The sequence below is a fragment of the Streptomyces sp. NPDC001135 genome, assembly GCF_053598395.1.
Genome location: NZ_JBSFKD010000009.1, coordinates 35,209 through 47,969 on the forward strand (window position 1 = coordinate 35,209; position 12,761 = coordinate 47,969).

General features: G+C 71.3%; 8 protein-coding genes and 3 tRNA genes. 4 read left to right on the plus strand and 7 right to left on the minus strand.

Annotated elements, in window-relative coordinates; all coding sequences use genetic code 11:
• Window positions 1–13: 13 nt before the first annotated feature.
• The 4 genes from ACWC94_RS13695 to ACWC94_RS13710 form a co-directional block, all read right to left on the minus strand.
• Window positions 14–1,942: an ABC transporter ATP-binding protein gene (locus ACWC94_RS13695; protein WP_450796714.1), complete on the minus strand. Its 1,929-nt coding sequence runs from the start codon at window positions 1,940–1,942 to the stop codon at window positions 14–16.
• Window positions 1,942–3,675 (minus strand): ABC transporter ATP-binding protein, encoded by a 1,734-nt coding sequence (locus ACWC94_RS13700; RefSeq protein WP_450796715.1) that lies wholly within the window; start codon window positions 3,673–3,675, stop codon window positions 1,942–1,944. Before ACWC94_RS13700 ends, ACWC94_RS13695 begins: the two co-directional genes overlap by 1 nt.
• A 170-nt stretch (window positions 3,676–3,845) precedes the next feature.
• Window positions 3,846–5,285 (minus strand): FGGY family carbohydrate kinase, encoded by a 1,440-nt coding sequence (locus ACWC94_RS13705; protein WP_450796716.1) that lies wholly within the window; start codon window positions 5,283–5,285, stop codon window positions 3,846–3,848.
• A gap of 37 nt (window positions 5,286–5,322) precedes the next feature.
• Window positions 5,323–5,628: a YtxH domain-containing protein gene (locus ACWC94_RS13710; RefSeq protein WP_450796717.1), complete on the minus strand. Its 306-nt coding sequence runs from the start codon at window positions 5,626–5,628 to the stop codon at window positions 5,323–5,325.
• A 159-nt stretch (window positions 5,629–5,787) separates the two neighbouring features.
• On the opposite strand from ACWC94_RS13710, the gene ACWC94_RS13715 reads away from it, so the two are divergent.
• From ACWC94_RS13715 to ACWC94_RS13725, 3 genes are all read left to right on the plus strand, one after another.
• Window positions 5,788–5,860 (plus strand) — tRNA-Asn (locus ACWC94_RS13715).
• Between the two features lie 6 nt (window positions 5,861–5,866).
• Window positions 5,867–5,939, plus strand: a tRNA-Asn gene (locus ACWC94_RS13720).
• A gap of 176 nt (window positions 5,940–6,115) precedes the next feature.
• Window positions 6,116–6,192: transfer RNA gene (locus ACWC94_RS13725), tRNA-Ile, on the plus strand.
• Between the two features lie 107 nt (window positions 6,193–6,299).
• Here the strand turns inward: ACWC94_RS13725 and ACWC94_RS13730 are convergent.
• From ACWC94_RS13730 to ACWC94_RS13740, 3 genes are all read right to left on the minus strand, one after another.
• Window positions 6,300–7,466, minus strand: coding sequence for an IS701 family transposase (locus tag ACWC94_RS13730; RefSeq protein WP_450796718.1), 1,167 nt, complete (start codon window positions 7,464–7,466; stop codon window positions 6,300–6,302).
• Between the two features lie 632 nt (window positions 7,467–8,098).
• On the minus strand, window positions 8,099–9,532 hold the full coding sequence (gene pcaB / locus ACWC94_RS13735) for a 3-carboxy-cis,cis-muconate cycloisomerase (RefSeq protein ID WP_450796719.1): 1,434 nt from the start codon (window positions 9,530–9,532) through the stop codon (window positions 8,099–8,101).
• The gene (locus ACWC94_RS13740) at window positions 9,529–11,511 is read right to left on the minus strand and encodes an FAD/NAD(P)-binding protein (protein WP_450796720.1); all 1,983 of its coding nucleotides are present in this window, start codon (window positions 11,509–11,511) and stop codon (window positions 9,529–9,531) included. Before ACWC94_RS13740 ends, pcaB begins: the two co-directional genes overlap by 4 nt.
• A 254-nt stretch (window positions 11,512–11,765) precedes the next feature.
• Here ACWC94_RS13740 and ACWC94_RS13745 point away from each other — a divergent pair, with 254 nt between their 5' ends.
• Window positions 11,766–12,743 (plus strand): NADPH:quinone reductase, encoded by a 978-nt coding sequence (locus tag ACWC94_RS13745; protein ID WP_450796721.1) that lies wholly within the window; start codon window positions 11,766–11,768, stop codon window positions 12,741–12,743.
• Window positions 12,744–12,761 lie beyond the last annotated feature (18 nt).

A 12,761-nucleotide genomic window follows, 5' to 3' on the forward strand; every position in this document is an offset into this window, starting at 1 on the left:
GGCCCCCTCCGGGCTAGTCCACCTCGGCGACCGCCTGCGCGAACTGGGCCTTGTACAGCCGCGCGTACGCGCCGTCGGCCGCCAACAGCTCCGTGTGCGCGCCCTGTTCCACGATCGCCCCGTTCTCCATCACCAGGATCGTGTCCGCGTCCCGGATCGTCGACAGCCGGTGCGCGATCACGAACGACGTCCGCCCCGTCGCCAGCTTCGCCATCGCCTTCTGGATCAGCACCTCGGTCCGGGTGTCGACCGAACTCGTCGCCTCGTCCAGCACGAGGATCGTCGGGTCGGACAGGAACGCCCGCGCGATGGTGATGAGCTGCTTCTCACCCGCGCTGACTCCCGTCCCCTCGTCGTCGATCACCGTGTCGTACCCGTCGGGCAGCGTCCGGATGAACCGGTCGGCGAGCGCGGCCCGCGCGGCCTCCTCGATCTCGCCGCGGGTGACCTCCCTGGACGCCCCGTACGCGATGTTCTCCGCGATGGTGCCGCCGAACAGCCAGGTGTCCTGGAGCACCATCCCGATGCCGGCGCGGAGTTCGTCGCGGGACATGCGCCGGATGTCCACGCCGTCCAGGGTGATCCGGCCGCCGGACACGTCGTAGAACCGCATCAGCAGGTTGACCAGGGTCGTCTTGCCGGCACCCGTGGGACCGACGATCGCCACCGTGTGACCGGGCTCCGCCGTCAGCGAGAGGTCCTCGATCAGCGGCTTGTCGGGGTCGTACCGGAAGGACACGTGCTCCAGGCGGACCCGCCCGCGCAGTTCCTCCGGCCGCTCGCCCGGCACCGGATCCGCCTCCTGCTCCTCCGCGTCCAGGAGTTCGAAGATCCGCTCGGCCGAGGCGACACCGGACTGCACCAGGTTCGCCATCGACGCCACCTGCGTCAGCGGCATCGAGAACTGCCGCGAGTACTGGATGAAGGCCTGGACGTCGCCGATGGAGAGAGCGCCGGAGGCCACCCGCAGGCCGCCGACGACCGCCACCAGGACGTAGTTCAGGTTCGACACGAACATCATCAGCGGCTGCATGACACCGCTGTTGAACTGCGCCTTGAACGCGGCCTCGTACAGCGCCTCGTTCTGCTCGGCGAACTGCTTCGCCGACTCCTCCTGCCGGCCGAACACCTTCACCAGGGTGTGCCCGGTGTACATCTCCTCGACGTGCGCGTTCAGCTTGCCCGTGGAGCGCCACTGCTGCACGAAGTGCGGCTGCGAGCGCTTGCCGACCCGGGTGGCCACCAGGAACGACAGCGGCACGGTGACCAGGGCGACCAGCGCCAGGATCCAGGAGACGTAGAACATCATCGCGAGCACGCCGATGATGGTCAGCAGCGAGTTGATCAGCTGGCCCATCGACTGCTGGAGCGTCTGCCCGATGTTGTCGATGTCGTTGGTCGCGCGGGAGAGCACCTCGCCGCGCTGGCGCTTGTCGAAGTACGACAGCGGCAGCCGCGACAGCTTCGCCTGCACCGACTCGCGCATCCGGTACATCGTGCGGTTCACGGCCCGGTTGACCAGCCGGGTGGCCACCGCCATCAGCAGGCCGGCGACCAGGAACGTGCACAGCGCGAGCAGCAGGACGTCGCCGACGGCACCGAAGTCGATGCCCTTGCCGGGCGTGAAGTCGGTGCTCTTCAGCATGTCCGCGATGGAGCCCTTGCCATGGGCCCGCATCTGGTCGAGGACCTGCTGCTTGGTGGCCCCGGCCGGCATCTGCCGGCCGATGATGCCGGCGAAGACCAGGTCGGTGGCCCTGCCGAGGATCTTCGGGCCGATCACGCTGAGGGTCACGCTGACGACCACGCACAGCAGCAGGCCGTAGATCGTGAGCCGTTCGGGTTTGAAGAGGGAGACGAGCCGTTTGCCCGATCCCTTGAAGTCCATCGAGCGCTGGTCGGGGCCGCCCCCGGCCATCATGCGTCCCATGGGCCCGGCCATCAGGCGGCCTCCGCTTCCGTCAGCTGGGAGAGCACGATCTCCCGGTAGGTTTCGTTGGCCGCCATCAGCTCCCGGTGCCGGCCGGAGCCGACCACCCGGCCCTCGTCCAGCACGATGATGCGGTCGGCGTCCCGGATGGTCGCCACCCGCTGGGCGACGATGACGACGGTCGCCTCGGCGGTCTCCCGGGAGAGCGCGGTGCGCAGGGCCGCGTCGGTGGCGTAGTCGAGCGCGGAGAAGGAGTCGTCGAAGAGGTAGATCTCCGGGCGCTGGACGAGCGTGCGGGCGATGGCGAGGCGCTGCCGCTGACCGCCGGAGACGTTCGTACCGCCCTGTGCGATCGGTGCGTTCAGGCCGCCCTCCAGTTTCTGCACGAAGTCCTTGGCCTGCGCCACCTCCAGTGCGTGCCACAGCTCCTCGTCGGTGGCGTCCGGGTTGCCGTAGCGCAGGTTGGTGGCGACCGTGCCCGCGAACAGATACGGCTTCTGCGGCACCAGACCGACCGTCTTCGCCAGCAGCCCCGGGTCGACCTCACCGACGTCCACGCCGTCGACCAGGACCTCGCCCTCGGTGGCGTCGAACAGCCGGGGGACCAGCCCGAGCAGCGTCGACTTGCCGCTGCCGGTGGAGCCGATCACGGCGGTCGTCTCGCCCGGCCGGGCCACCAGGTCGACGGCCTTCAGCACCGGCTCCTCGGCACCCGGATAGCGGAAGCCCGCGCCCCGGATCTCCAGATGGCCGTGCCGGCGCAGCTCGGTGACGGGTGCCACCGGCGGAACCACGCTCGAATCGGTCCCGAGGACCTCCTCGATGCGCTCGGCGCACACCTCTGCGCGCGGCACCATCATGAACATGAAGGTGGCCATCATCACGGACATGACGATCTGCATCAGATAGGCGAGGAACGCGGTCAGGTCGCCGATCTGCATCCCGCCGCTGTCGATGCGGTGGGCGCCGAACCACACCACCGCGATCGACGACAGGTTCACCACCGTCATGACGATCGGGAACATCAGCGCGAGCATCCGGCCGGTGGCCAGCTGCATCTCGGTCAGATCGCCGTTGGCCCGCCCGAACCGGCCCTGCTCGTACTCGTCGCGGACGAAGGCGCGGATCACCCGGTTGCCGGTGATCTGCTCGCGCAGCACCCGGTTCACGGTGTCCAGGCGGACCTGCATCGACCGGAACAGCGGCCGCAGCCGGCGCACGATGAGCGTCACGCAGATCGCCAGCACCGGTACGACGGCGACGAGCACCCCGGACAGCGGCACGTCCAGACCGAGGGCCAGCACGATGCCGCCGACGCACATGATGGGCGCCGACACCATCAGCGTGAACGTCATCAGGGCCAGCATCTGGACCTGCTGTACGTCGTTCGTCGTACGCGTGATGAGCGAGGGTGCCCCGAAGTGGCCCAGCTCACGCGGGGAGAAGGACTGGACCCGGTCGAAGACGGCACCGCGCACGTCCCGGCCGAGGGCGGCGGCGGTCCGGGCGCCGTAGTACACGGCACCGATGTTGCACACGACCTGCGCCAGCGAGATGCCGATCATCAGGGCGCCGAAGGACAGGATGTAACCGGTGTCACCCTTCACGACACCGTTGTCGATGATGTGCGCGTTCAGAGTGGGCAGATAGAGGGTGGCGCAGGTCTGCAGGAACTGCAGCAGCACCAGGACGGCTATGGGTTTCTTGTAGGGCCTGAGATAGGTCCGCAGAAGTCGTATGAGCACGCTGGGTCTCTCGGAGTCGGCGGGTGGGGGGGCTGGTCGGTTGCCCTTGGCCCCTATCGTCGAACACTCCACCCGCGTTACCTCAACCGATTAACCCAACAGCGGTCCAAGGAACGGCCGGTCCTCGGCCGTTGGCCCTACGCCTCGCGCGCGAAACGCCCCTGGACGGGTCACGCGCGAAACGCCCCTGGATGGGTCTGTTCGCGCACCGCCACGAACTGCTGCCGCACCGCCTGGCCCACGGCCAGCTCGTCCCCGGGCTCCAGGACCTGCGCCGCGGCCCCCTGCCAGGCCGGCGGGGTACGCGGATCGAGTGTGCCCTGTGACACACCGAGAGCCCAGGCCGCCTGCCGGGCCGCGCCGATCGCCGCGTAGTCCGCGGGCTGCGGTACGACGACCTGCGCGCCGAACAGCGAGGGTGCCGAGGCCTGCACGGCGGGCAGTTCGGCGGCCTGGCCCAGCAGGAAGACCCGCCGCACGTCCACGCCCCGCCCGCGCAGCACGTCCAGCGCGTCGGCGAGCCCGCACAGCATGCCCTCGAACGCGGCCCGCGCCAGATGCTCGGGCTTCATCGACTCGCGCCGCAGTCCGGCGATGGTCCCGGCGGTGTGCGGCAGGTTCGGCGTCCGCTCGCCCTCCAGGTAGGGGAGGAGGACGAGCCCGTGCGCGCCCGGCGTGGACTTCGTCGCCAGCTCGGACAGGCCCTCCAGGTCCGGGAGACCGAGGAGTTCGGCGGTGCCGCGCAGGGTCCGTACGGCGTTCAGGGTGGTCACGACCGGCAGGTGCATACCGGTGGCGTCGGCCAGGGAGGTGATCATCCCGGACTGGTCGGCGAGCGCTTCCGGGTGCACGGCCATCACGGACCCGGAGGCACCGAGGGACACGACGGCATCCCCCAGCCCGATCCCGAGCCCGAACGCGGCGGCCATGGTCTCCCCGGTGCCGGCGGAGATCAGCAGCCCCTCCGGGGTCGTACCGGCCGCGTCGGACGGGCCGATCACCTCCGGCAGCATCGCCTGATGGCCGAGGGCCAGCTCCACCAGGTCCGGCCGGTAGGCGCCGGTGGCGGCCGACCAGTACCCGGTCCCGGAGGCCCCACCGCGATCAGTGGTCCTGCGCACGGGCCGCCCGAGCAACTGCCACACCAGCCAGTCGTGCGCCTGCAGCAGGACGGCCGTCCGGCGGGCGTTCTCGGGCTCGTTCTTCGCGAGCCAGCGCAGCTTGGTGACCGGCTGGGCGGCCTGCGGCACGGAGCCGACCGCCTGCGCCCAGGCCTCCCGGCCGCCGACCGCGTCGACGAGGTCCGCCGCGGCGACCTGCGCCCGCTTGTCACCGCCGACCAGTGCCGGGCGCACGGTGTTGCCCTGGGCGTCCAGCGGGACCACGGCGTTCTGCTGCGCCGACACGCCGATGGCCTGCACGCCCTCCAGCAGACCGCCCCCCGCGGCCTCGCCGAGGGAGAGCAGCCAGGCCTGCGGGTCGACATCGCTGGGCCGCCCCTCCACCGGGTGCGGGGCATACCCCTGCCGTAGTACGGCACCGGTGTCCGTGTCGCACACCACGATGCGCGTGAAATCCGGTGAGCTGTCCAAGCCGGCGACTATCCCCATGCGGAGAATTTTGCAGCATCCCCGCGCCTGCCACCCCCTAGGTGTTGCTCGTGCCCCAGTCGTCCTCGGGGGCGCCGTTCACGTTCCGCTCCCTCAGGGACCTCACGCGCTGGGCCACCGCTTCGGGGACCCGGTCGCCGACCTTGTGGCTGACCGTGTGGAATGCCTTGCCGGCGTACTGGCGGCCCTGCTGGGCGGCGGTCTCGGCCGTGTTGCGCACAGCGGGGTTCTGCGCGATCCGCTGAGCGGACTTCTTCAGCTGCTCGTACCGCTCGCGTCCGGCCCTCGTGCCGAGTACGTAACCGAGGGCCAGTCCGGCGACGAACGTGAGCCGGTAGCGCATGGCTGCCACCCTTCCCTTGCCTGGGTCTGCTGGTGTGACGTGGGCGCCGGGGGTACCGATTGGCGGAGCACCCCCCTGCTTGCGCTAATGTATGTGTCGCAGCGAGCGCCCGCCCCCTGGCGAATACCCGGGTAGGTACGTTCGATGCAATCGAGGCGATCCTCCGTAGCTCAATTGGCAGAGCAGCCGGCTGTTAACCGGCAGGTTACTGGTTCGAGTCCAGTCGGGGGAGCTTCGGTCCTCCGTAGCTCAATTGGCAGAGCAGCCGGCTGTTAACCGGCAGGTTACTGGTTCGAGTCCAGTCGGGGGAGCGCAGTGAACGAGGACCCCTTGGGGGTCCTTTTTCATGTCCGCGGGAACCACCGCGCCTGCGTCGATGTCCTCAAGGTCATGAGCAGCGCAGAAGCCGACCATCCGAAGCAGGAGATCGTATGAGCGGCTATGCTGCGGCAGACGGCGCGCACACTTGTACGCGACACGCCGCTATGGGGCGGTAGCTCAGCCGGTTAGAGCAGCGGACTCATAATCCGTCGGCCGTGGGTTCGAGTCCCACCCGCCCCACCAGGTGCCACAGGTGCAGAACCGTTTCTACCTGCGGCAGCGTCGAAGGAGGGCCACCACACCCGGTGTGGCGGCCCTCCTTCACACACTCAGACCAAGATCCAGGGGCGCTACGCCGTCAGTCTCCGTTCGGCCAGCTCCGTGGCCGCGTGGGCGACCGACGCGAGGGTGGCGTGGCGGTGCCAGCCGGCGAACGAACGGCCGACGAAGTCCCGGATGCCCACGCGTTCGGCGCGGGGCACCCCGCGGCACTCCACCCGCCGGCTGAATCCCATGAGCCGCAGCAGGACGGCGGGGTCGGTCGTCGTCATGTCGGTCAGCCAGAGCTCCTTGGGCCACTGGGCGCCGCCGCGGCCGACACCGAGCAGAAGGAACTCCGTACGTCCCCTGGTGCGGTGTGCCGCGTCGGGCACGGTCGGCAGGCGGACCCGCATGGTGGCGACGAGTTCCGGGGCCTCCGGGGCGCCCGTCGGATACGCCGCCACGCGTTTGCGGCCCGCCTTGGCCAACTGTGCGATCTGGCACGCCCGCACCGGGCTCTTCCGCCAGCCGGGCAGCGCGGGGTCGTCCGGCAGCAGCCAGGTGTCCCTGGCGATCCTGGAGATGTGGTGCAGCCCCGCGGCGCTGAGCCCGGCACTGATCCTGATGGCATCGAGCCGCTCGGCATTCAGCGTCACCGGGCAGTGCGCCAGGCGCAGACGTGACACCGTCTCCAGACAGGCACTCACCATCGAGTCCTCCGGTGTCGCCCCCTCCGGCGGCAGGTGCAGCCACCAGTTGAGCGGGCTCGCCGTACGCGCGGACACCCCCCAGACGCCGGTCACCTGCTGGGCCGTGACGGCCTGGCCGCGCTCCCACGAGAACGTCCGGGCGACGCCCACGGAGTGGGTGCCCGACTTCGGTATGACCATGGGATGCAGCGCGCACACCTGGAGCGGCAGCTGGTGGACCAGATAGCGGCCGAGGGCCTCGCGCATGGGGGCCCACTCCCAGGTGGAGTCGTTGATGAAGTGGTGCAGACTCTGGTCGTTGACCTGGTCCCCCAGGAAAGCCGCGATATTTCTTATCGACTTCCTGCCGGTTGCTCCCAGTAAACCCCGCAGGTACATCATTCCTTTACGGCGCTGATCGGCCCGCGGGAGCGAGGCGAAAACGATGGGGGATAACTCGTCGACCGATCGGTCGAGGGCCACTCTTCGCATCGCCTCCGGATCGGGGGCATCCGCCGGTCCGTGCGGAAGGTCAGCGCAATCGGGTGTGTCGCTCACCATGGTCATACCGGGCTCCTCAGGTGACGTGTGGTCGAACTTCGGCGGCGGTGGACGGAAAGCACGGAAGGAGGCGGCTTTCACGGGTGCCGGCGGAGTGGACGGGTTCCGCCGCGGATGACCGCGCGTGCCCGGGCCGTGGAGAGCGTGGTGGCATGTGCCGCCACGGGTGGCACGCTCAGGACGGCGGCACGGCGTGCGGCAGCGTCGGCTCGGGTGGGCCCGGTGTGGGACACCGGGTCGAAGGCTCAGGAAGACCTGTCGGGCCGCGGGCGCGGCGTGCGCCGGGCCGCGGGCCGGCGGTGTGCCTGCCGGGGGGCGGTCCCAAGGAAGCGGCGAAGAATTCCAGGATTGGTCACCGTGTCGGTCGCCGCAGGGTCAGCCGATTTCTCTTGGAATGGCGGCACACATCGCAGGACGGGTTCTCCGTGGCGTGCATGGAACATGCATGACGTCCCCCTTTTTTTACCGTGCACCCGCCGGAAGGAGATTTTAAGCGGCTTTTGTGTCCGTCAGTGGTCTCTCAGGCTTTTAAAAATTAGACCCCGGCGCCCCGGCGCCGCGCAAGGTCGTTGACCGGTTAGCTGGTCATGAGCAAGGTCAGATTCGTCAGCGCGCGGTTCGGCACGGTCAGAATGCGGTCAGGAGCCGTTCTCGCCGTCGTCGCGGGCGAAGTCCTCGGCGCTTCGCCGCAGTGACCGCTCCACCAGATCGCCGGCCGAGCCCGGATAGCCGGCGGGGTCGCACAACCGGGCGAGCCGCGCCCCGGTGATCCGCCCCGCGAGGCCGGGCTCCTGCCCGAGCTGTTCGGCCAGTGGCCTGCCGAGCCGGTCCGCCGCCTGAGTGGCACGCGTGAGGAGGTCGTGCGCAGCCGCCTTGCCCACCAGCGGGGTCAGCGCGGCCATGAGACGTTCGGCGACGATCCGGCCGCCGGTGAGCCGGAGATTGGCGTCCATGCGTTCCGGCCGCACCACCAGGCCCTCGGCCAGCTCCACCGCCGTGTGGGCGGCACCGCCGGTCAGCCGCAGGCACTCACGCAGCGGCTGCCACTCCGCGTGCCACACCCCGGCCGAGCGTTCGTCCTCCGTGAGCATGCACTGCGTGAGCACGGCGGCCAGGGCCGGCACCTGGAGGGCGGCGCTGCGGATCAGTGTGGTCAGCACCGGGTTGCGCTTCTGCGGCATGGCGGAGGAGCTGCCGCGGCCGGGAGCGTGGGGCTCGGCCACCTCGCCGACTTCGGTGCGGGTGAGCGACTGCACGTCGACTGCCATCTTGCCCAGGGCGCCGGTGGTGTGTGCCAGCGCGGCGGCGAGATCGGCCACCGGAGTGCGCAGTGTGTGCCAGGGCAGGAGCGGCGCGCACAGGCCCGTCTCGGCGGCGAAGGCCGTCAGGAGACGTTCGGTGTCGGCGCCGTGTTCCAGGTATCCGGCCAGGGTGCCCGCGGCCCCGCCCAGGGAGACCGGCAGGGCCCCGAGTACGCCGGCCACGCGGGAGCCGGCGTCCAGCAGCAACTGTCGCCAGCCGGCGGCCTTCAGCCCGAAGGTGGTGGGCACGGCGTGCAGCGTCAGGGTGCGTCCGGGGAGCACGGTGTCGCGGTGCTCGCGGGCGAGAGCCGCGAGAGCGTCCCCGGTCCGGGACAGATCCGCGCGCAGCAGGCGCAGCGCGTCGCGTGTGACGAGCATCGCGGCGGTGTCGAAGATGTCCTGGCTGGTCGAGCCCTGGTGCACGTACGCGGCGGCGGCCGGGTCCAGGGCGGACACCGCGCGGGTCAGCTCCCGGACCAGGCCGACCACAGGGTTGGCGCTCTCCCGCGCGTGCACGGCCAGCGCCCGCAGATCCAGCCGGTCGGCCCGTGCGGCCACGCCGATGACCTCCGCCGCCGACGGCGGTACGACACCGATCGTCGCCTGCGCGCGCGCCAGCGCGGCTTCCGCGTCCAGCATCGCCTGGAGCCACGCCGAGTCGGACACCGCCCGTTCCACGGGGGTGCCGGCGCGTACCGGGGACAGCAGCCCGGCATCCATCGTGTGTGGGCCGGCAGTGCCACCGGCGGGGCCGACGGGCGGCACGCTCATACGGCGACCTCGACGGGGAGGTGCTCCGCCGCCGCGCGGGTGCCGGCCCCGCTCGGGCTCAGTGCGAGCGCGGCGTGCGCGATCGCGTCGGCGTCGGCGACGGTCACCGAGTCCACGCCCGGCCGGATCCCCGCCGCCGTCACCCAGTGAACCGACTCGGTCGGCACGCCGTACGCGAAACGCCGCGGGTGCGGGCGCCCCTGAGCGTCGATCAGCCGGTGCGGCCGCTGTGTCACCGCCAGTCCGCCGGTCTCGTACGCCACCCCGTCCCCGGGTACGCGGTAGGTGGCGCAGGCCTCGGTGCTCAGCAGGTGCCGCAGCAGCGGGTCGGCGGTACGCCGCAGATCCGGTTGCGGCAGCCGTGCCTCGATGAGGACGTGCGCACGGACGGTGGGCCCCGGAACCGTGTCGGAGTCGGCGACGAACGAACGGCTCCCGGTGTCGATCCTGATCCGGGTGTCCGGGCCGGTGAGGTCCAGGATCCCGGCCTTGATCAGGGCGATCATCTCCTGCGTGCGCCGAGGCGGGGGACCGATGGAGAGGAACGCGTTGAGCGGGGTGTACCAGCCCTCCAGTTCGTCGCGGTGCGACGCCCCGTCCAGGCCGCCGTGGTCGACCGCGAGGCGAACCTCGTTGCGCAGGTCGCGCAGGACGTCCAGGGCGGCCTTGAGCGGGCCGCTGAGATTGCCCTGCCGTGCGTGCCGGACGTCGTCGGCCAGCAGGTCGAGCAGCCAGGCACGGAAGGCGTCCCGGTCCGCGAAGGTGCGCTGCCGCGCGGGGTCGGCGATCGCCTTCCAGTCCCATCGGTCCCCGGCCGGAACCCCGTAGGCGGTCAGTACGGTGTCGCACTCGGCCGGTCCCGCGCAGGCCAGGTAGCGCTGGGCGAAATCGGTCCACCGCTCGGCACCTCGGCGGCGCGCCAGCAGCGTCTCGTAGTAGACGCTCTCCACCTCGCGTGCGATGAGCGGCCACAGGTCCTTCCCGAAGGACAGCGGAGGGCCCCCTTCCACGGCCCGTCGGCGCAGGGCCGCCACGCGGTCGGCCGTGAGCAGGCGCGGAAGATGACGGCCGTGCGCGCCCTTCTCGTTCGCGCCGCGGGAGTGGAAGGGCACACCCCGTCGTGAACTGGCGTAGAGCAGCGGCTCCTTGCCGCTGGGGCGGTACACCAGCTCGTCCCCGGCGGGTTCGAACCGGCCGCCACGGCCGAGCGTGAACAGCGCCAGGTAGTCGAAGAAGCACAGCCCCAGGCCCCGCAGCAGCACCGGCCGTCCGGCAGGGATCCCGTCCAGGTCGGCGTCGGCGGGATTGCCGGGCGGTAAGTAGGTCAGATGACTGATCCGGGACAGACTCGCGGTGCGCTCCTCCCGCGGTGAGGGCCGCGTGGGCACGTGTCCCTGGGCCAGTACGACGGCGTCCAGCCGGTTCAGCCGCGTACCGTTCGCCAGGCGGACCCCCTGAGGCCCGCCGGGACAACCGTGGGTGTCGGCCATGGCCACGGCACACGACCGGTGCACCCGGATCTCGACATGGCGGGGCGCGCGGGCCAGGACACGGCGGAAACAGTCGGCGAAGTACCGCCCGCACAGGGCGCGCGTCGGGTAGGAGTCCGGCCCCAGCGACCGTGCCTCCGCCAGCGTGACGGAGTCGTACACGGGGCCGGCGGCCCCGCTCCCCGCCCCGTGGCCGGACAGCGACACGGCCCACTCGTACAGGCTCGGCCCCGGCTCGATCGGCCCGCCGATCCGGGACGCCGCGTCGGAGTAGACGGTGATCTGCGAGGCGACCGTGTTGGCCAGCAGGAACCGCGACTGATCGGTGCGCCACACGGCACCGGCGCCGGGCGGGGCGGCGTCGACGACGTGGATGAGCACCCGTGGGTGCGACGGCCGCGCACGCTCGTGCGCGCACAGTCGTTCCAGCACCGCGAGCCCCCGAGGACCAGCACCGATGACCGCGATCTCGTGCGCAGTCGCGTTCAATCCAAGCACCCCTTCTCCACTCCGGACCGCCCTGGGGCGCGGGAGCGCCGAGGCCGCCGCGGCAACGAGCCGGGCTTGTGCGGCGGAGCACGCTCCGATCCTGGAACCGGGAACGGAGCGTCGGCAACGACGGACCCGACAATCCGTCAGGTGCGTCGTCGGGCCGGGCCGGCTCGGGGCCGGAGGTGACACACTCTGCCGCCCACCTGCCCGGCGGGCGCCCAGGGGCGGCGCACTCCGGGAAAGTGACGGGTATGCGTGCTGCCTATATCAACGCGTTCGGTCCCGCGCATTCCATACGTTTCGGCGCACTGCCCGACCCCCGTCCGGGCGCCCACGACGTCCTGGTGGACGTCGAGATGACGACGGCCAACCACGTCGACACCTTCATACGGTCCGGTGCGGTCACCACCCCTCTCGAGTTCCCGTTCGTGGTCGGCCGCGACCTGGTCGGCAGGGTCGCCGGCCTGGGAACGCGGGTGACGGGCTTCGAGGTGGGCGAGCGGGTGTGGTGCAACAGCCTCGGCCACGACGGCAGACAGGGCGCGGCGGCCGAGCGGGCGGTCGTCCCGGCCGGGCGGCTCTACCGGCTGCCGGACGGCGTGGCCCCCGAGACCGCGGTCGCGCTGCTGCACCCGGCCGCCACCGCCCACCTGGGTCTGGTGACCCACGGCGGGTTGCGCGCCGGGTCGACCGTGGTCGTGATCGGGGCGGCGGGAAATGTCGGCGCCGCCATGGTGACCATCGCCTCCCGGGCGGGTGCCCGGGTGGTGGCCGTCGCCCGCGGACGCGACGCCGCGTACTGCCGTGCGCTGGGTGCCGACACGGTGGTCGACCGCGCGGGCCCCGGCCTGGGGGCGCGGCTGGCCCGGGCCTGCCCCGCGGGGGTCGACCTCTACGCGGACGCGGCCGGCGTCAACGACCTGACCACGGCGGTCGAACTGCTCGCCCGGCGGGGCCGGATCGTCCTGCTCGCCGGCCTGCGCACCGCACCGCCGCTGCCGGCCGGGCCGCTGTATGTTCGGGACGGGTCCGTCGTCGGCTTCGCCATCACCGGAGCACCCGCCGCCGAACTCGCCGAGGCGGCGCGTACCGTCAACGAACTGCTGGCGGACGGCCGCCTGCGGCCCCGGGACCTGCGTGTGCTGCCGCTGAGCGCCACCGCCGAGGCCCACCGCATGCTGGAGGCGGGCGAACTGCACGGCAGGCGGGTGGCGTTGAGCACGGCCTGAAGCGGCCGCGGCCGGTCA

What these genes read in the sequence shown, in the direction of transcription:
- ACWC94_RS13710 (WP_450796717.1), bottom strand. Translation starts at nt 5,628, where the DNA reads ATGCGCTACCGGCTCACGTTCGTCGCCGGACTGGCCCTCGGTTACGTA.
- ACWC94_RS13745 (WP_450796721.1), top strand. Translation starts at nt 11,766, where the DNA reads ATGCGTGCTGCCTATATCAACGCGTTCGGTCCCGCGCATTCCATACGT.
- pcaB (WP_450796719.1), bottom strand. Translation starts at nt 9,532, where the DNA reads ATGAGCGTGCCGCCCGTCGGCCCCGCCGGTGGCACTGCCGGCCCACAC.
- ACWC94_RS13695 (WP_450796714.1), bottom strand. Translation starts at nt 1,942, where the DNA reads ATGGCCGGGCCCATGGGACGCATGATGGCCGGGGGCGGCCCCGACCAG.
- ACWC94_RS13705 (WP_450796716.1), bottom strand. Translation starts at nt 5,285, where the DNA reads ATGGGGATAGTCGCCGGCTTGGACAGCTCACCGGATTTCACGCGCATC.
- ACWC94_RS13730 (WP_450796718.1), bottom strand. Translation starts at nt 7,466, where the DNA reads ATGACCATGGTGAGCGACACACCCGATTGCGCTGACCTTCCGCACGGA.